Annotated in this window: 16 protein-coding genes and 2 pseudogenes; 9 read left to right on the top strand and 9 right to left on the bottom strand. The window is 74.0% G+C overall.

Annotation, left to right across the window (positions count from 1 at the left end; translation table 11 throughout):
* Window positions 1-10 precede the first annotated feature (10 nt).
* From ACIRS4_RS09635 to ACIRS4_RS09665, 7 genes are all read right to left on the bottom strand, one after another.
* A complete protein-coding gene (locus ACIRS4_RS09635) occupies window positions 11-1,627 on the bottom strand; it encodes a CHAD domain-containing protein (RefSeq protein WP_404192460.1) in 1,617 nt (538 codons plus the stop codon).
* Window positions 1,628-1,655: 28 nt separating this feature from the next.
* Window positions 1,656-2,558 carry an STM4011 family radical SAM protein gene (locus ACIRS4_RS09640; protein WP_404192463.1) on the bottom strand — a complete coding sequence of 301 codons (903 nt, stop codon included), beginning with the start codon at window positions 2,556-2,558 and terminating at the stop codon, window positions 1,656-1,658.
* Window positions 2,559-2,568: 10 nt separating this feature from the next.
* Window positions 2,569-3,906 (bottom strand): STM4012 family radical SAM protein, encoded by a 1,338-nt coding sequence (locus ACIRS4_RS09645; protein WP_404192466.1) that lies wholly within the window; start codon window positions 3,904-3,906, stop codon window positions 2,569-2,571.
* Window positions 3,903-4,718: an STM4013/SEN3800 family hydrolase gene (locus ACIRS4_RS09650; protein WP_404193083.1), complete on the bottom strand. Its 816-nt coding sequence runs from the start codon at window positions 4,716-4,718 to the stop codon at window positions 3,903-3,905. Before ACIRS4_RS09650 ends, ACIRS4_RS09645 begins: the two co-directional genes overlap by 4 nt.
* Window positions 4,719-4,743: 25 nt before the next feature.
* Complete coding sequence (locus tag ACIRS4_RS09655) at window positions 4,744-5,868, bottom strand: STM4014 family protein (protein WP_404193086.1); 1,125 nt, start codon at window positions 5,866-5,868, stop codon at window positions 4,744-4,746.
* A 56-nt stretch (window positions 5,869-5,924) separates the two neighbouring features.
* Window positions 5,925-6,884, bottom strand: coding sequence for an STM4015 family protein (locus ACIRS4_RS09660; protein ID WP_404192469.1), 960 nt, complete (start codon window positions 6,882-6,884; stop codon window positions 5,925-5,927).
* Between the two features lie 143 nt (window positions 6,885-7,027).
* A complete protein-coding gene (locus ACIRS4_RS09665; RefSeq protein WP_404192472.1) occupies window positions 7,028-7,756 on the bottom strand; it encodes an FAD binding domain-containing protein in 729 nt (242 codons plus the stop codon).
* A gap of 411 nt (window positions 7,757-8,167) precedes the next feature.
* On the opposite strand from ACIRS4_RS09665, the gene ACIRS4_RS09670 reads away from it, so the two are divergent.
* From ACIRS4_RS09670 to ACIRS4_RS09700, 7 genes are all read left to right on the top strand, one after another.
* The gene (locus ACIRS4_RS09670) at window positions 8,168-9,157 is read left to right on the top strand and encodes a serine/threonine-protein kinase (protein WP_404192474.1); all 990 of its coding nucleotides are present in this window, start codon (window positions 8,168-8,170) and stop codon (window positions 9,155-9,157) included.
* A complete protein-coding gene (locus tag ACIRS4_RS09675; RefSeq protein WP_404192477.1) occupies window positions 9,147-9,605 on the top strand; it encodes a hypothetical protein in 459 nt (152 codons plus the stop codon). Before ACIRS4_RS09670 ends, ACIRS4_RS09675 begins: the two co-directional genes overlap by 11 nt.
* Entirely contained in the window at window positions 9,602-11,020 is a 1,419-nt protein-coding gene (locus ACIRS4_RS09680; RefSeq protein WP_404192479.1) for a hypothetical protein, read from the top strand. The genes ACIRS4_RS09675 and ACIRS4_RS09680 overlap by 4 nt, the downstream gene beginning before the upstream one ends.
* A 68-nt stretch (window positions 11,021-11,088) precedes the next feature.
* Entirely contained in the window at window positions 11,089-11,853 is a 765-nt protein-coding gene (locus ACIRS4_RS09685; RefSeq protein WP_404192482.1) for a VWA domain-containing protein, read from the top strand.
* 5 nt (window positions 11,854-11,858) lie between these two features.
* Complete coding sequence (locus ACIRS4_RS09690; protein WP_404192484.1) at window positions 11,859-12,638, top strand: PP2C family serine/threonine-protein phosphatase; 780 nt, start codon at window positions 11,859-11,861, stop codon at window positions 12,636-12,638.
* Complete coding sequence (locus ACIRS4_RS09695; protein WP_404192487.1) at window positions 12,638-13,804, top strand: protein kinase; 1,167 nt, start codon at window positions 12,638-12,640, stop codon at window positions 13,802-13,804. The genes ACIRS4_RS09690 and ACIRS4_RS09695 overlap by 1 nt, the downstream gene beginning before the upstream one ends.
* 137 nt (window positions 13,805-13,941) lie before the next feature.
* Entirely contained in the window at window positions 13,942-14,379 is a 438-nt protein-coding gene (locus tag ACIRS4_RS09700) for a VOC family protein (RefSeq protein WP_404192490.1), read from the top strand.
* Between the two features lie 49 nt (window positions 14,380-14,428).
* Here the strand turns inward: ACIRS4_RS09700 and ACIRS4_RS09705 are convergent.
* Window positions 14,429-14,605, bottom strand: a pseudogene (locus ACIRS4_RS09705) (IS110 family transposase); the annotation flags it as partial.
* 278 nt (window positions 14,606-14,883) lie between these two features.
* Between ACIRS4_RS09705 and ACIRS4_RS09710 the strand changes: the two are divergent.
* Entirely contained in the window at window positions 14,884-15,645 is a 762-nt protein-coding gene (locus tag ACIRS4_RS09710) for a hypothetical protein (RefSeq protein WP_404192493.1), read from the top strand.
* A 76-nt stretch (window positions 15,646-15,721) separates the two neighbouring features.
* A pseudogene (locus ACIRS4_RS09715) lies at window positions 15,722-16,630 on the top strand (GNAT family N-acetyltransferase); the annotation flags it as partial.
* 145 nt (window positions 16,631-16,775) lie between these two features.
* On the opposite strand, the gene ACIRS4_RS09720 reads toward ACIRS4_RS09715, so the two are convergent.
* Entirely contained in the window at window positions 16,776-17,927 is a 1,152-nt protein-coding gene (locus ACIRS4_RS09720; RefSeq protein WP_404192496.1) for a peptidoglycan DD-metalloendopeptidase family protein, read from the bottom strand.
* Window positions 17,928-17,964 lie beyond the last annotated feature (37 nt).

Below are 17,964 nucleotides of genomic sequence, written 5' to 3' on the forward strand. Positions count from 1 at the left end.
TCGTGGTGGGTCAGGCCTTGCGCGGGCGGGTGCGGGCGGCCGCACGCCACAGCTTCGGCAGGCTCTCCTCGCGGGCGGCCGCCGCGGCCTGCTCCCGGCCGTACAGCAGGCCCCAGGTGAAGCCGGGCTCACCGGCGGCGTGGGCCGCCACCGCGTGGCGACGCAGGGCGTCGCGCGCGACCACGCCGTCATGGTGGTCGCCGAGCGCCTTCTGCACCGACTTGACGCTCTTGCTCAGGCGCTTCGCCGGCTTGCCGAGGGCGGGGCGGGCCGCCTCGGCGGCGTAGCGCAGACGCTTGGCCTTCTTGCGGGCCTCGTGGAGCGCGGCGTCGCGCTCGGGCCCCGCCGGCGTGCGCAGCGCCCGGTCGACCCGGTCCGCGAGCCGGCCGAACTCCTCGCCGAGCGCCGCGGGCAGCGCCTTCGCCGCCTTCCGGGAGGCGCCGGCCCGCAGAGGCGGGTCGGCGACGAGCCGGTCCAGCGCCTCCAGGAGGGCGACGTACCGGGGTGAGGACAGGGCGGCGAGGCTGCGTTCGCGGGCCTCGGCGGACTTTGTGACGTCCCAGGCCTGGAGGCGGGCGGCGACGGGTCCGAGGACCAGTTCGCCGGGCAGCCGGTCCACGCCCTCGCGCAGCCTCTGGGCCAGGACCTCCTGGTCGCGTTCGGCGCCCAGCTCGCCGCCGAGCCACTGCAGGTCGGCCCGGACGGGGTCGGTGACCTCGCGGTCGACGAGGGAGCGGTAGGAGCGCAGGGAGCTGCGCAGCCGGCGGCAGGCGACCCGCATCTGGTGCACCGAGTCCGGCAGGCCTCGCCGTACCGCCGGATCGAGGTCGACGAGGGCGCGGACCTGCTCGCTGAGGTAGGCGTGGAGTTCCGCGCCGGCCGTGCCCGGGCGGGGGCCGGACGCGGGCCGGGGCGCGCTCTGCGCACCGGAGGCACCGGCCGCGTCGGCCGCGGTGTCGCTCAGCGCGCGGGCCAGTTTGGACGCGGACCCGGAGCGGGTGAAGCCCTCGGCGCCGAGCGCGTTCTCCACGCGGTCCAGCAGGGCGGGGTCGCCGTCCCCGGCCGCCAGTTCGACTTCGAGCTCCGCCCAGGAGGCGTGGCCGCCCTCCGGGCACAGCGAGTCGGCGTCCACCCGGTCCAGGGCGACCTCCGCGAGGACCGTGCCGTCGGCGTCGACGAGGTCGCGCACGCTGCGCCGGGAGCGGATGCGCACGACGGGCTGGAGGCGGGCGCCGCGGGTCCGGGACAGCGCCAGTTCGCGCAGCCGCTCGGGGACGCCGTCCTGGAGGGGGGCGCGGATCTCGTCCCGGTCGTCGCCCGGCAGCGGCAGCTTGAGGTGCCAGCCGGCGTCGGGGCCGCCCGTGCGGCGGCGCAGGGTCGCGGCGGAGCGGGCCAGCCGCAGGTCGGCGGTGTCGTAGTACACCGCGTCCAGGTCGTGTACGCCCCCGTCGACGAGCGAGAGGCCGGGGCTCCCGGTCCCGGCCCGCTTCTTGCCCTTGCCCTTGTTCTTGCCCTTGGTCCTGCCTTCGGCGCCCTTGCCGTCGCGTGACAGGGCGGCCAGGGTCGGGAAGCCGCCGGTGTCCGGCACCTCGTACTTTCGTTCCGTCTCCCGCGTCGACTGCGTCATATCTCCCCGGTAGACACAATGGGCGAAATCAAACCTGGGCGGCCCCTACCGCGCCGGGGCCCGGCAGGTCGACGGGGCCGCTCGGCGGTACGGCGGCCGGGACGCGCTCCAGGACGCCGCCCGCGAAGACGTCGTACAGCGGCAGCGTCTCCAGATGGACGTAGCCGATGTGGCAGTCGCAGACGGCGAGCGGGCAGGGGCGGGGGCGCAGGGCCGCGCGGTAGGTGCCGTCGTAGAGGTTGCCGAGCGGGGCGCGCACGAAGTGACAGCGGCGGACGGTGCCGTCGCCGTCGACCGAGATCACGCTCTCGCCGGTGCGGCAGGGCAGGCCGGCGCTGGTGTGCGGGTGGCGGCTGTACGGAAAGAGGGGGTCCAGGGCGGTCCAGGCGTCGGCCTCGGCGTCCGTGTACGTGTGTGCCTCGGCCGCGTTGATCCACAGGTAGACGTGCTCGGGCAGGTCGGCGCGGAGCCTGCGGGCCTCGCCGAGGTGCTCGGGCAGGCCGACGACGCCGACGCTGAAGCGGACGCCGCGTTCACCCAGGTCGCGGCACTTGGCGAGGAAGCGGTCGTAGGGGGTCTGGCCGGGGTGGTAGGTGCACCACAGGGCCAGGGTGTCGGCGTCGGCCTCCGCGAGCCAGTCGGTGCGGCAGCTGAGGTTGGTCTGGATCGCCACCCGGCGGATGTGCGGCAGGCGGGACAGCTCGGCCAGGGTGCGCCGGTACCAGGAGCGGACGAGGCCCTCGCCCCAGGGGGTGAACAGGACCGACAGCCGGTCGCCGCTCTGCTCCGCGGCCCAGCGCGCGAACCGTTCGAGGGCGGCGCGGTCGGCGCGGAGCTGGTCGCCGGTGTCGCGCCGCTTGGCGAACGGGCAGTAGGGGCAGTCGTAGTCGCACGAGGCGAGGGGACCGCGGTACAGCAGGGTGAGGTCCATGGCGGTCCGGTCACTTCCTGTCGTAGGCGGTCATCGCGGCACGCACGGCCGGGGAGAACAGGGCGGGGCCGATGGCGTCGGAGTGGGCGAGGCCCTCGGGGGTGAGCCGCAGGGCGTCCGGGACGTCGTCCGCCAGCCAGCCCCGGTCGGCGAGGCGGGCGAGTTCGGGGGCGAAGTCGCCCGCGGGGTCGCTGCCGAAGCGGGCCCGGTAGTCCTCCAGGGGCAGGCCGTCGGCCTGGAGGAGGGACTGCAGGAGATGGCGGCGGCGGGACTCGTCCCCGTCCATGCGGCGACCGTACTCGGCGCGGGCGAAGTCGACGGCGGGCCGCGCGACGTAGTCGTCGACGATCGCGCGGATCTCGTGCATGCCCACGGCGTAGTCGAAGGAGTAGTGCAGGCCGGCGGTGTAGGAGCGGGCGCCGCAGCCCAGGCCGATCATGCCGTCGGTCTGGCAGGCGTAGTCGTCCGCGCCCTGGGGCGGGGCGTCGGCCCGGCGGAACATGCGCATGGACTGCTGGGTGTAGCCGTGCGCGAGGAGGTGGTCGCGGCCGGCCCGGTACAGGCGCAGCCGCTGCTCGTCCCAGGCGGGATCGGGGCCGCCGCGGCGGCGGTCGAGGCCGGTGAGTGGGCGGACGTAGAGGGGATACAGGTAGAGCTCCTCGGGGCGCCAGGCGAGCGCGGCGTCCAGGGAGTGCCGCCAGGTCCGCTCCGTCTGCCCGTCGATGCCGTAGATGAGGTCGATGTTGAGGACGGGTATGCGGGCCTCGCGGACACGGGCGAGCGCCGCCTCGACGTCGGCGCGGCGCTGCGGGCGTACGGCGGCCCTGGCCTCGGTGTCGACGAAGCTCTGGACGCCCAGGCTGAGCCGGGTGGCGCCGCGCTCGGCCAGGACGGTGAGCCGGTCGGCGGTGGCCGTGGCGGGCGAGGCCTCCACCGACAGGGGGACCGCCCGCAGGTCGGCGCCCATGCCGTGCTCGGCGATGTCGCACAGCCGGGTCAGTTCGGCGGCGGTGAGGAAGGTGGGGGTGCCGCCGCCGAAGGCGGCCGTGGCGAAGCGGACCTCCTCCCCCTCCCCCAGCGCCTCCCGTACGGCGCCGGCCTGCCGTTCGAGCGCGTCGAGGTAGGCGCCGGTCAGGCCGTCGGGGGCGCCGATGCGGGTGAAGAGGTTGCAGAAGCCGCAGCGGACCTCGCAGAACGGGATGTGCAGATAGAGGGAGAGGGCGTCCTTGGGTTCCGCCGCCCACAGGTCCCGCAGGCGGGGGCGGTCGATCAGCCTGCGGTACGCGGTCTTGTGGGGGTAGGCGTACACGTAGTGCTGGTAGGGGGCGGCGAGTTGGGCGGTGGTCATCGGGCGGCCCCGGCTCGGTCGAGGAAGAAGTGGGTGTACGGCACGGTCCACACCGACTCGTGGCCGAGACGGTGGCCGGTGTAGCCGTCGTCGCCGTAGGCGGTGCCGTGGTCGGAGCAGACGATCGCGAAGCAGCGGCGCCGGCTGCTCGCGGCGGCGAACAGCCGGCCGATGTGCCGGTCGACGTATTCCAGCGCGGCGGCGTGGGTGGCCCGGCTGTCGCCGGCCTCGCGGGTTGCGCCGGGCAGGTGGAACCAGTTCGGCTGGTGCAGGGCGGAGACGTTCACGAAGAGGAACAGCCGCTGTTCGGCGGGGAGTTCGCGGACGACCTGTTCGGCCCGGGCGATCTGGTTCTCGAAGGAGTGGGGCGAGGTGACGCCGAACTCCGGTTCCCAGTGGGAGTCGTGGAAGAGGCCGGGCAGCACCGAGCCGAGCGGGCCCTGCCGGTTGAAGAAACCCACGCCCCCGATGCAGACGGTGTGGTAGCCCGCTTCGGCGAGGCCGGAGACGAGGTCGGGGGTGTCGTAGACGAAGGTGCCGCCCGCGGTGGTCTCACTGCCCGCGAACTTCGCCGCGAACAGCCGCGGGTGGGGTCCGGGGGCTGCCGGGGTCGGCAGGAAGCCCGCGAAGATCGCCTGGTGGGAGGCGTAGGTGAAGCTTCCCGGGGCGTGCCGCTTCTCCCAGCGGCCGCCGGGCAGATGACGGGCGAGGTTCGGGATGCGGCCGGCTTCCGCCAGCTCGACGGCCACGTCGTGGCGCAGGGTGTCGAGGGTGACCAGAAGGAGGTCGTGGCTGCCGACGACGTCGTTCATGTCGGGCTCGCCGGGCAGGTCGGGCTCAGGCATGGGTGGTTCCTGTTCTGTGCCGCTCGCGCAGTACGGCGGCGATCTGGGCGGCGTAGGTGTCGAGGCCCTCGGCGCCGCTGCCGGGCAGGCCGGTGAGGCGGGGCAGGAGGTCGCCGAAGGCGTTGACCTCGCCGACGGCGGCCCTGCGCCAGCCGATCGCGGGGAGCAGGTCGACGCCGACGCAGAGGGTGCGGGGGAAGCAGGCCGCGGCCCGCTCGCACACGCCGAGCAGGTCCGGCCAGCTCCCGCCCGCCGCCTCGACGGCCCGCCGGACCGCGTCGAGGTCGCCCCGGCTGCCGCCGAGGTGGAGGTTGGTCAGCGGCGAGCGGCCGGTGCGGACCACGGCGTGAGTCGCCCGGCCGGCCACGACGACGACCCTGAGGTCGGCGGCACGGCCCTCCTGGGAGGCCTTCGGCAGCCAGCGTTCCAGGTGCAGCCCGTCCGGGGCGAGCGCGTCGACGATCGCGGCGACGTCCCCTTCCCGTTCGTAGCGGCGCACTCTGAGCGAGTTGTACAGGCCGCCGTCCGGGGCGAGTTCCACGGACGTGGTGGCCCGGATCCGGCCGGCGCCGCCCGACTCCACGGCGAGCACGCCGGAAGCGGACGATCCGTGCGCGGGCTTGACGAAGAGCCGGGGCATGCGGTGCTCCCGCATCAGTGCCCGCACGTCGTCCCAGCCCCGCACGGGCGCGGCCCCGGGGCCCGAGGTCGGCGAGGCGGGCACCGGCACGCCCGCCGCGTCCAGGACGGCGTGGCAGCGGCGTTTGTCGAACAGCAGGGCGAGTTCGCCGGGGTCGTCGAGCCGGACGCCTCCGCGCAGACCGCGCAGCGCCGCGGTGAACCCGGCGTACCAGCGGGCGGAGCCCTCGACCCGGGTGGGGTCGGATGTGCCGCGCCACTGCCGGTCGACGTCGGCGTTCTCGCCCGGGGAGTCGATCCGGACGGTCTCCGAGGCGTCGAACCGCGCCCCGCCGTCGCGCAGGACGTCCGCCCAGGCCACGATCCGAGCGGCGGGCAGGCCGGCTGCGCGCACCGCGTCGGCGAAGAGGGTGACGCGGCGGTTCTCGGGGTTGCCGACGACGGCGAAGCGGGGCGCCTCGCAGACGGGGGCGGACACGTCGGCCCTACCGGTGGCGGTGCCGACGGCGGTGGCGCGGCGCGCGGTGGGCGGGTTCACTCCCCCACGGCGACGTAGCGCCACGCCGTGCCGTCACCGTCCTCGTCGTCCTCGGCGTCCTCCCGGTCGAGGTCGACCTCTACGCCCTCGGGCGTCAGGGCCCGCCGGATCCGCTCCTGGACGGGCTCGCTGATGTAGTGGTGGTGCAGGTCGAGTTTCCTGAGGTGGGTGAGCGGCCGGCCGGCCAGGAGGGCGGTGGCGCCCTCGTCGGTCAGGACGCCCATGGACAGGTCCAGGACCTCCAGTCGGGCCACCACGGGCGCGACGGCGACGGCCGCGGCGACGGCGTCCTGCGTCTCGCTGTTGCGCAGGGCCAGATGGCGCAGCCGCGGCAGCCGGTCGCCGGAAAGGATCGGCTCCAGGTCGGCCGCCTCGCTGTCGCCGCCGTACTCGGCGGTGCCCAGCCAAAGGTCCAGGTGCTCCAGCGCGGGCAGTTCGCTCGCGCCGACGCCGCGCACGACGTCGGCGGGCAGCCCGCCGGTCTGTATGACCAGCTTGCGCAGCCCGGTGTGCTCGACCGGCGGGAAACGCAGCTCCGAGCCGCCCCGGACGCCGAACTCCTCCAGTTCGGGGAAGGCGTCGAGCAGCGGCGTGACATCGGTCTGGTTGATCCAGGAGATCTCGCACTCCTCCGAGACCATGTCGCCGACGAACAGCGCCCGCAGCGCGGGGAAACCGTCGCGGGCGGCGATCAGCGCCTCCAGGACGGCGGTCGGCTCGGTTTCGTAGGCATCCTGCCAGGCGCCGACGATCAGGGCGCGCACGCGGGTGGTGTCGACGGCCGCGCGGAAACGGGCGAACGCGGCCGTCCAGTCCTCGTCGGCGTCGTACACGTCGCTGGTGATCCGCCAGGCGACCGCTTCCGCCCCGGGCAGTCCGTCCGTTCCGGCGTCGGGTCCGGGGAACGTGTGGGCGGGCAGCCGGTACAGCTCCGAGAGGTGGTCACCGATGGTCATACGGCCGCTCCTGTGAAGGACGAGGGTGCGTTGTGTGGTGATCGCAGTTGTACCAACCGCCACTGACAACGCCGGGAGCGGGGCGGCCCCCTGCCCGGCCGCCTTCGTCGGCCGGGAGTGCCGGCCGGGAGTGCCGGCCGGAGTCAGCCCGTGGACGGGCGGGTGAGGACCTCGGTGACCTGGTCGCTCACGGCCGCCCAGGCGAGGGGGTCCAGCGCGCCCAGGTCCGTGCGGCGCAGGGCGGCGACGGTGTCCTCGGGCGCGGCCTGACAGGGGGCGCTCTCGCTCAGCACCTCGTAGCCGTCGCGGACGGCGACCCGCAGGCGTCGCCCGCCCTCGGCGCCGGCGTCGGCGTGCACGGCGGCCGCCACGACGAACGGCGGCGGGCCGCCCGCCTCGCCGGCGAGCTTGCGGTAGCCGCTGACCGAGGGCTCGTCCCACTTCAGGTCCAGCAGGAGGGGCCGCTTGGCCACGATCTCGGCGAGGTCGGTCTCGTAGACCCGGTCGGGTTCCAGCACGGTGGCCCGGGCGTCCAGGGCGAGCGCCGCGGGCAGCAGACAGCGCAGGCTGCTGCCGACGATGTTGCCGCCGACCGTCGCCGTACGCCGCACGGCCCCGGTGCCCACCGTGGCCGCGGCCGCGCGCAGCACTTCGGGCACGCCGTCGCCGATCCGGCTCAGTACCACCGCCGCGCCCAGCGTCCCCCGTCCGACCACGTTGGCCTCGGGCACCTCGCGCAGCGACATGGCCTGTTCCGGGAAACCGTCCCGCTGCCATGTCGCCCACACGAGGGACGCCCCGCCTATCGGCACGGCCCCGGCCGCCAGGAATTCCTGGGCTTCGGACACGGAGGTGGGAAGACGCAACCACACGACGACCGACCTGCCTTCCCTGTACGTCGGCGGCCGCACACCCGGTGCGTGGCCGCCGCGTGATCGCGGACGGAAGGATTCTCCCCAGGCGACCGGGGGCGCATACAGGGCTCACCCCTCGACTCATGCGCCCCTGGGGCGTGTTGCTCGTTCCGGGCCTGCGTGCAGGGGGCTGTCGCGCCCCCCGGCGAGTGCGCTCCCCCGCACCCCCGCACGCCCCCTCTCCCTTTCCTTCTTTTCGTATCGCGGGGGTATCGATTCGGCCAACGCCGCTACGGTGGATCGGTATTCACCACCCCGCCCGTCAGTTCATGTGCGGCGACGCGGAATTCAGGTGTGAACACATTTCGGGGGGACCGAACATCCTTGGACCAGAGAACGATTCCGACACGTGTCGGCCCGTATCAGGTGGTGCGATTGCTCGGCCAGGGCGGCATGGGTTCCGTATATCTGGCGCACAGTCCGGGCGGCCGGCCGGTGGCCGTGAAAGTGGTCCGTCCCGAACTCGCCAGGCAGCCCCGTTTCCGTAGCCGTTTCGCCCGTGAGGTGGCCGCCGCCCGGGCGGTCAACGGCGCGTACACCGCCCCGGTCGTGAACGCCGACACCGACTGCGAGGAGCCCTGGCTGGCCACCGTCTTCGTCCCCGGCCCCACCCTGTGGGACGCCGTCCGGTCGAACGGCCCGCTCACCGCACAGGAGACGAGGCGGCTGGGGGCCGGACTGGCCGAGGCACTGCTCGACATCCATGCCGCAGGGATCGTCCACCGCGACCTCAAACCGCACAACGTGCTGATGGACACGGCCGGTCCACGGGTCATCGACTTCGGCATCGCCCATGTGCCGGCCCTTCCGTCGCTCACCGATCCGGGCGCCGTGCTGGGCACCCCGCATTTCATGTCACCGGAGCAGATCACCGGGCAGAGGCCGACCCCCGCGAGCGACGTCTTCGCCCTCGGGCTGGTCCTCGCCTTCGCGGCCGGCGAGCGCAGTCCCTTCGGCGCGGGGAACAACGCCGAACTGGTGTACCGCATCGTGAACACCCCGCCCGACGTGCGCTCGCTGCCGGAGGGGCTGCGCACCCTGGTCTCCACCTGTCTGGCCAAGCGCCCGGCGCAACGGCCCACCCCGGCCGATCTCCTCGACGCGCTCGGCCGCCGCCCCGACGGCCCGGCTGGTCCCGGCTCCCCTTCCGCGCCCGGCGTCCGCCCGCCGTCGGCGCCGCCTCCGCCGCCCCCGGGAGCGCCGCCCGAGACGATTCCCGCGGCGGGGCCGTGCGCCCCGACGCTGTGGCAGCCGCAGCCCCAGCACGTCGACCTGGACCTCGCCCGCAACGCGCACGCCGTGCTGGCGGCCGGGCTGACGGACGCCCTGCTCCTGGAGGCGGCCGGCCATGCCTCCTGAGCCGGACGCTCGCACCGCCCCGCTTCTCCTCGACGCCGAGTGGAGCCGCCTGGCCGCCGGTTGGGCCTCGGCGAGCGGGATGGACGTACGCGAGGAGTCCACGCACATGACCCTCAGCATGACCCACCGCCCGGCGGGAGCCGACGAGCTGGAGGTCCGGCTGACCACCTCCCGCCGCTTCCTGGTGGCGTTCATGACCAACGGCCGCGGTCTGGCCCCGGGCGAGCTGGCCCGCGGCGCCGCCGCGGCCAACGCCTGGAACACCGAGCAGCTGACGCCGACCCTGTCCGTGTGGAACGTCCGCGGCACACGGCCGCACCTGGGAGGCGTGTGCACCCTGCCCCTGTCGTGCCGGCTGAGCCAGGAGGACTTCGACGCCGTCGCGTCCGGCTGGGTCGACCAGGCCGTGACCATGTTCGCCCGATGCCGCGAGGTCTTCCGCCTGTGACGCGTCCCGCTCCCACGCCGCACCGCTCCCGCAGCACGCCCGCGCGGGGCTCCCGCGGCGCGCCCGCGCGCCGGGCCCCCCGCACGCCGGCGCGCCGCTCCCGCCCGGCCCCGCTCCGCCGTTGGCCCCGGGACGTCGTCCGGCGGCTGCTGCTGTGCGCCGCTCTGCTCGTCCCGTCGCTGGTCCTCGGCCCCGCGACGCCGTCCGGCGCGATGCAGCCGGAACCTCCTCCGCCGTCCGTCACCGCGTCCACGCGCGCGGCGGCCGGATGCGCCCAGGCCGACTTCACCCGGTCGGTGCTGTGCTGGGGGAACGCCGCCGCCGGCGGTGAACGCTCCATCGTCGTCACCGTCTCGGCGACCCAGTCCCTCGGCGGGGAACCCGGTCTCGACGCCGTCGCGGACGCGGTGCCGAAGCTGCGCGACAAGCTCATCGTGATCGTGCCGGACGGCGTCCGCACCGGCTCCGGCGGCACCCTCCTGCTCGCCCTCGCCTCGCACCGGATCGTCGCAGAGAGCAGCTCGATCAGCCCGCTGAGCGTGTCCGAACACCGTCGCCTGACGGAACTCGACGGCTGCTCTCCCGACGGCTTCTGCGACACCGTCCGCGCCCGGAACCGCAGCGGTGGCGACCTCGTACGGCGCAAGCTGGCCCAGGACGCGCGCACCTCCGTGTTCACCGCGGGACCTGCGCCTTCCACCGCACCCGCCGACTCCGGCGCGGGCCGGGCGGACGGCGGCGGGGCCGGCGGCGTGCCCCCGACGGACGTGGAGGCCCAGGACGACGCGTCGGGCGACTCGTTCGCCGTGCTCCTCGTCGTCGGCGCGGTTCTCCTGTGCCTGGTGACCACCCTGGGCCTCATGGTCCGCAGGACCGGAGGACCGGTGGAGGCGGCGCATCGCCGCAGGTCGTCGGCCTCCTCGGCCTCCCGCCGGGAGCCGACCTCGCGGCGGCGGGAGGCCACCGCCCGGCCGGGACGGACTGCACGGCCACCGGAGAGGCCGCCCGGCCAGGAGCCCACCGCACGGCCACCGGAGACGACCGCCCACGCCCCACGGTCCGCGCCGCGACCGGAGACCACCCGTCCGGCCCCCCACAGGCAGCCGGCGACCGTCCCGGACACGCCGGCGGCGGAAGCGGACCGCCCCACCGCCCAACAGCCCCTGACGCAGAGGGAGATGACGCCGCATTCCGCCGAACTGCCCACGACGCCCGGTCCGGCCGCCGCACACCGGTCCGGCGTGGTCCGCACGACGCTGCGCCCGCAGGGCTACGTGGACGTCGACGGCCTGCTGTACCGGGCCGGTTGGGGCGGCCCGGGCGAACCGCCGCCGCCGGGACGGCCCGTGCGCGTCGTCCACGACGGCGCCGGCGGACTGACCGCGCACGATCCCGTCGCGCCCGACGACGACTGATCCGCACCCGGCCTGACCGAGCGTCAGACACCGCACCCCCGGCGACAGCGACCCGCAGAGGTACTTCCATGCACGACGAGCGTTCCCGCAGTGTTCCGCTCTACTACGACGACATCGTGCCCGACGGCAACGCCCAGCGGCAGCCGCTGGTGCTGTGCCTGGACACCTCGATGTCCATGGCCGACGCGCCCATCACGATGCTCAACGGCGCGTTGCAGGAATGGGTGCGCGATCTGAGCACCGACGTCAATCTCGCCCACAGCGTCGAGGTCGCCCTCATCACCTTCGGCGGGCGTGAGGTGTGCGCCTGGCGGGGCGCCACGGTGCTGCCCGACGCGGCCGACCCCGACGCCTTCGTCGCTGCGCACTCGTTCCGCCCGCCGCTCCTCCAGGCCGGCGGCGTCACCCTGATGACGGAGGCGCTGCGCACCGCCGTACGACTGGTGGCGGCCCGCAAGTCGGCACTGCGGCAGGCCGGTCACCTGTACTACCGCCCGCAGATCTGCCTGATCACCGACGGCCAGCCCACCACCAGAGAGGGCCACCTCACCGACGACTGGCGGGGGGTGGTGCCGCTCCTCGCCGAACAGCAACGGCGCAAGAAGTTCCGGCTGTTCGCGATCGGCGTCGGCGGGATCACCCCGCACGGCGAGGAGGTGCTGCGGGCCATCGCGCCCAAGTACTACGCCCGGCTCCAGGGATTCCCGTTCCGTCAGGTGCTCCAGATGATGTCGGCGAGCGCCGGAGCGCAGGACAAGGGGGACGGCGAGGAGATCTACGAGAAGATCTTCGCCCGTTTCACCAGCCAGCGGTCCGCGTGGAACAACGGGTGAGCGGCATGACGCACTCCCCGCAGTGGCAGCTGCACGGGCTGAGCGTGCCCGGCCACCGGCACCGCAGCGACAACATTCCCTGTCAGGACGCCTTCGTCTGTCACAGGGCCGACCCCGACACCTTTCTGCTCGCCGTGGCGGACGGGGCCGGCAGCCGCCCGATGTCCCGTGAGGGCGCCCAACTCGCCGTGAACCTCGCCCCCTCGATGTTCCTGGCCGCTTCCTCGCTGCCGAGGGAGCCCCACGAGGTGCGCTCGTTCCTGCGCGGCCGGTTCACCCGCCTGCGGGCCGAGTTCCTTCGGTACGCCGGGTCGCGGCCCGACGACTACGCGACCACCCTGACCGTCGTCGTGCGCACCCGGCACTGGCTCGGCTACCTCAGCGTCGGCGACGGGTTCGCGATGCTGCGCGCCGGGACCTCGGCCGGAGCGCCCCTGTTCCATCTGCTGCCCCAGCCGGCCCCGGTCAGCGAGTACAGCAACGAGGCCTTCTTCGTCACCTCCGACGACGCCGCCGAACGGCTGGAGACGGCCTGTGTCGTCGACGACGGGATCACCGGCATCCTGCTGTCGACCGACGGGCTCACCCAGGCGGCCGTGGAGTCCCCCGGCAACGACAACCGGCGGGCGAAGCACACCTTCGTCTCCAAGGTGCTCGGTGCGATGGAGCGGCCGGACGTGCCGGCCGAGCAGGAGGTGGCCGAGCTGACCCGGCTGCTGCACTCGCGGCGGCTGGCCGCTGACAACGCCGACGACAAGACGCTCGTCAGGGCGGTCAGAAGCTGATGGACCAGGTCTTCATCGACGGCGAGCCCACCCCGCTGGAAGAGGAGCCGCTCGCCAGCGGCGGTCAGGCCGCCGTCCACGCCGTCGTCGGCCGCCCGGAACGCGTGGTGAAGATCTACCACGAGCCCCCCGGTCCGGAGCAGCAGCGCAGGCTGGCCGGCATGATCCGGATGTCGCCGCTGACCGGCCGGGCCACCGACGGCCGTCAGGCGCCCGAACTCGCCTGGCCCGCGGCGCTCGTCCGGGACGCCGAGGGCGCCATCGTGGGATACGCCATGCAGCGCTTCGCCCAGCCGGCGCACGTGCCGCTCGCGGCGCTGTTCGACCGGCGCAGCAGGGCCGCCTGGTTCCGTCCGGAGCTCGACTGGCGTTTCCTGCTGGGCGTCGCCTGGAACCTCGCCTATCTGACGGTCCGCCTGCACAGCGAGGGCATCGTCGTCGGCGACTTCTCGGCCCGGAACATCGTCGTCGACCGGGACGGCTTCGTGACGTTCCTGGACTGCGACTCCATGTCCTTCGACGACCCCGAGGACGGCGCCCACTACCCGTCGGAGATGCACACGCCCGCCTACAGCGCACCCGAGCGCTTCACCCGGGGCACGGCCTCGCGGGCCAGTGACAGCTTCGCCCTGTCGGTCTGCGTGTTCCAGCTGCTCACCGGCGGCACCCACCCGTTCGCCGGCCACCTCAAGGACGCCGGCTCCGAGAGCGTGTCGATGCGCAGCCGCATCTCCGGCGGCGTCTCGTACGTCGACCAGCCCGAACGGGTCGTCGTGCCGCGCGGCACGGTGCGGCCGGGCGTCCTTCCGCCCGCCCTGTTCGCCCTCGCCCGGCGGACCTTCGGCACCGGTCCGTCGGACCCGGCGGCCCGGCCCACCGCGATCGAGTGGTTCGAGGCGCTGGAGAGCACCCGGAGCACGGTGTCGTCCTGCGCCGTGCGCACCCACCACACCTACGCCTCCCACCTCACCTCGTGCCCCTGGTGCGAGCGGCTCGCGCAACGCCACCCCGACCTGTTCGACTCGGCCCCCGTTCCGCTCCCCCCGCCTCCACCCACCCCGCCGCCACCGCCGCCGCAGGTGACGCCGGACGCCTCACTGGCCGTCCTGCTGTACGCGCTGCTCGCGCTCATCATCCTGTGCGTGCTGGTGCTCGCCCTCGCATGACAGCCGCCCTGACTGACGCTCTTTCGACGCATCGATTCCTGATGCCGTTCGTCAGGCCGCAGGGCACGCGCGAAGTAGCGGGCCGGGGATTGTCAGAGGTGCCCGGTACGGTGCGTCCATCAGACTGGGGAGGGCTCATGGCGACCAAGTGGAGCTTGACGATCGACTGCGCGTACCCGGCCAAGCTGGCCAAGTTCTGGGCGCTGGCATTGGGTTATGTGGAGAAGCCCGCGCCCGCAGGGTTCGGGAGCTGGGAGGAGTGGTTCGCGCACCATGGCGTTCCGGAGGACGAGTGGGATGACGGGGCGTATCTCTCGGATCCGGACGGCGTAGGACCCACCTTGTCCTTCTTGAAAGTGCCGGAGCCGAAGTTGACGAAGAACCGGTTGCACCTTGACGTGCAAGTAGGTGGCGGCCGTGAAACACCGTGGGAGATCCGCTGGCCGCGTGTGGTCGAGGCGGTCGAGCGGTTGACCGTGGCGGGTGCGACTGTGGTCCGCGAGGACGAGCTGCAGGGCAGGCCGGATCACGTGGTGATGGCAGACCCTGAAGGTAACGAGTTCTGCCTGGTCTGACTGAACGCGCCAGATCGACCGTCCGACGCGGAACGTGCCGCGTCGGTTCCTACGCGGCAGCCCTTGCCGGCGGAGCTGGCTCGTAGCACCGGCCGTCTCGTAGGAGGGCCCAGAGGACGTTGACGCGGCGGCGGGCGAGGGCGAGGACGGCCTGGGTGTGGCGCTTGCCCTCAGCTCGTTTGCGGTCGTAGAACCTGCGCGACTCCTCGCACTTGCGGATGCTGAACAACGCCGAGGTGCGGCGGCAGCAGGGACGTGGAAGCGCTCTGCCGGTACGGATCGGCCGGAGGTGTCGGCCGGGGTGCGGCGGTGGGCCGCCGCGGGGGCCGGCCCCGGGTGGGGCCACCGGTCCGGACACCTGGCGGCTGCCCGCCTGGGCGTCTTCATGGCCGTCGACACCGTCGGGATGTGCCCGTCAGGCCCTTGACCGGGTGCCGCTTCCACGGAGGATGGGCAAGGGTGTGGGTCTGACCAGTACTCCGACAGCAGGGAGCGTTTCCTCCGATGACCGCAAAGCCCGGACGCCCGAAGCGCAGGGGCCCCGAGACCGCCTCGGTCATGGATGTCCCGCCGTTCAAACCGTCCCTCGCCAGAGCCGTGTTCAGGGACGTGACCCCGATGCATGTCTCTGGGTCCGCCGCGCGGGCCGCCGCGGCGGTGACGCGAACGGTGCTGACGGAGATCATCGACGCCGCGAGGAGAGCGGCGGCGGAGGAGGCGCGGACGAGACTGATTCCCAGGGACCTCCTCTCGGCGCTCGGGCGGAACATCGAGCTCGACGTGGGGGACGAGTGGTACGCCCACAGCCCGACGTTCAACCGCCTGGACGGCGGCGTCGTTCCGCCTCCCAAGCGCAGCAGGCCGCCCAAGCAGAGTGGTGTGGTCGGCGCCCACAGGTTCGAGGCCGGGGTCAAGAAGCTGCTGCGGAGCCAGGGGGCTACGGCCGTCCCCACGATGGTCCGTGACCTGGACGGAATAGCGAGCGTATTCATGACACGCCTGGCCCGGGACGCGGCCATGGTCGTCCGCGAGGGAGGGATCAAACGTTTCGGCACGGTCGTCCTGGCGACGCCGGGTGAACCGGCCCCGCCCCCGCCGCCCCTCGAGGATTCCCTCGTCGCTCTGTCCACCCGCACCGGGGACCGGCGGACCATCGGCGGGAATGACATCCTCAGCGCCACCACGATCCAGTTGTTCGACGGCGACATCAGGCAGCGAGCCCTCGCTGAGGCACGCGAGGCGACACAGAACGTCTCCGCCGGCTGAGCGGGTGTGACCCCTCGAACGCCCGTGTGCGGAAAACCCGTTGCGGTGGCCGCCGCCGGCCCCGGACCCTGGCCCCATGTCCTACGTCCTGCGTGCCGCCACGCTCACCGACGCGCCCGCCGTCACCGACCTGCTCAACGCCGTCGACCTGATCGAGATCGGCCGGCCGGAGACGGACCTGCACACCGTCGAAGCGGACCTGAAACACCCCGAGACCGATCTGACGCGGGACTCCTGGCTCGCCTTCGACGGGGACCGGCTGGTGGCCTACGGGCTGCTGTGGGACGAGTCGGGCGGCGAGCGCGTCGACATCGACCACTACGTCCTGCCCGAGCACCAGGAGGCCGGGCGGGTGCTGCTGGACGCGATGGAGCCCCGCGCGCTGGCCAAGGCCAGGGACAACGGCGCCGAACGGGCCGTGGTGCACCTGAACTTGAACGTCGCGCCCACACTCGACACCGACCTGCTCCGGGAGCGCGGCTGGTCCGTCGTACGGCGCTACCACGTGCTGCGCCGCCCCGTGGACCCCACCGAGGACCGGGCCCCGGAGCCGCCCGCGGGGATACGGATCCGGCCCTGTGACTCGGAGGCGGACCGCCGGCGCGTCCACGAGCTGTACCAGTCGACGTTCGCCGAGCACTTCGACTTCCAGCCGCGCGGCTACGAGCAGTGGCTGCACGACATCGACGGGACCGCTCTGGACTGGTCGCTGGTGTGGATCGCCGGCACGGACGAGGGGGACGCCGGGTTCCTGATGGCGCGCGACGACCGGGAGGCGATGGGCTGGATCCGCAGCATCGGCGTCCGGCGCGAGGCCCGGGGAAAGGGGCTGGCCGGGCTGCTGCTGCGGCACGCCTTCGCGGCGTTCGCCGCCCGGGGCCGGGACACGGTCGGCCTGGGCGTCGACACCTCCAACGAGACCGGCGCGCCGCAGCTCTACGCCCGCAACGGGATGACCGTGCACTACGCCGTGGACACCTGGGAGGCGGGGGGGGGGGGGGGCGCCCCCCCCCCCCCCCCCCGGGGGGCCCCCCCCCCCCCCCCCCCCCCGGGGGGGGGCGGGCGCGCGGGGGGGCCCGGGGGGGGGGGGGGGGGGGGGCCCCCCCCCCCCCCCCGCGGCGCGGGCGGCCTCAGCCGCCGGCGCCCAGCCAGGGCCGCGGATCGGCGTAGTAGCCGTCGTAGACGACCTCGAAGTGCAGGTGCGGGCCGGTGGACAGGCCGGTCGAGCCGGCCCGGCCCACGAGGGCCCCGGTCCGCACGCTCTGTCCGACCCTCACGTCCAGCGCGGACAGATGGCTGTACGTCGTCTCCAGCCGCTTGCCCTCGATCGTGCCGTGGTCGAGGACGACCCGGTTGCCGTACGCCTTCGTCATCGCGGCGAACACGACCCTGCCGTCCCGCGCGGCCGTCACCGGGGTCCCCTGGGGGGCGGCGAAGTCCACGCCGGTGTGCAGTTTGGTCACGCCGGTCAGGGGGTGCTGGCGCGAGCCGTACGGGGAGGTGACGGTGAGCGTGGCCAGGGGCGCGGTGAGGACCGCCCCTCCCGCCGGACCGGCGTCGCCCGGGGGCTCCTTGTCGAAGGCCTCGTAGCTCGGCAGGAGCCGTTTCACCTCGGCCAGGTAGGTCAGCGCCCCGCCCGGGACGCGGCCGGCCCGCTTCACCGCGTCCGTCCCCACCGCGTACGCCGCGAGGGTCAGGTCGACGAGGTCGCCGTTCACGGCGCCCTCGGTGCGCAGCTCGGTGACCTGCTGGGCGAGGGCGCAGTCCTGCCGGCCGAGCGCCATGACGGCGTCCGCCGGATCACGCGGCGAGGACTTCCCGTTGCCGTCGTCGTCGCGGCCCCAGCTGCGCCACTCGCCGTCGGTGAAGCCGGCGATGCCCTGTTCGCCCGAGGCGCCGGTGTCGTCGCGCCAGCCGGAGAGCTGGTCGATCTGGGCGGCGAGGAGCGCCGGGGTGACCACCGTGCAGGCCCCGGCGGCCTTGCGCAGCCAGGGCCCGTACGTCTCGTTCACGCCGCCCGCCGCGCTCTGCCCGGGGCCGGAGTCCGGTGAGCCGTCGACGGGGAGACCGCCCGTCAGCGCGAGGACGCCGGCCACCGCGGCGAGGGTCAGCAGGCCCGGAAGCACCAGAAGGGTCACGGGGCCGGCGCCCCGCCGCGTCCCGCGGGGCGGGGGCGGGGGCGGGACGGAGTCCGGGGGCCGGTCCTGTAGTGCTCCGGCGCTGTCGCCGTGCGGTGGTCGCGGTGCGTGCGCCCGGGTCTCGACGGTGCTGTCGTCGCTCACGCCACCGGCCGTCGGGGGGAGATGCGGTTGCTCACGG

Source organism: Streptomyces sp. NPDC101166 (assembly GCF_044768125.1).
In the GTDB taxonomy this organism is placed as follows: Bacteria; Actinomycetota; Actinomycetes; order Streptomycetales; family Streptomycetaceae; genus Streptomyces.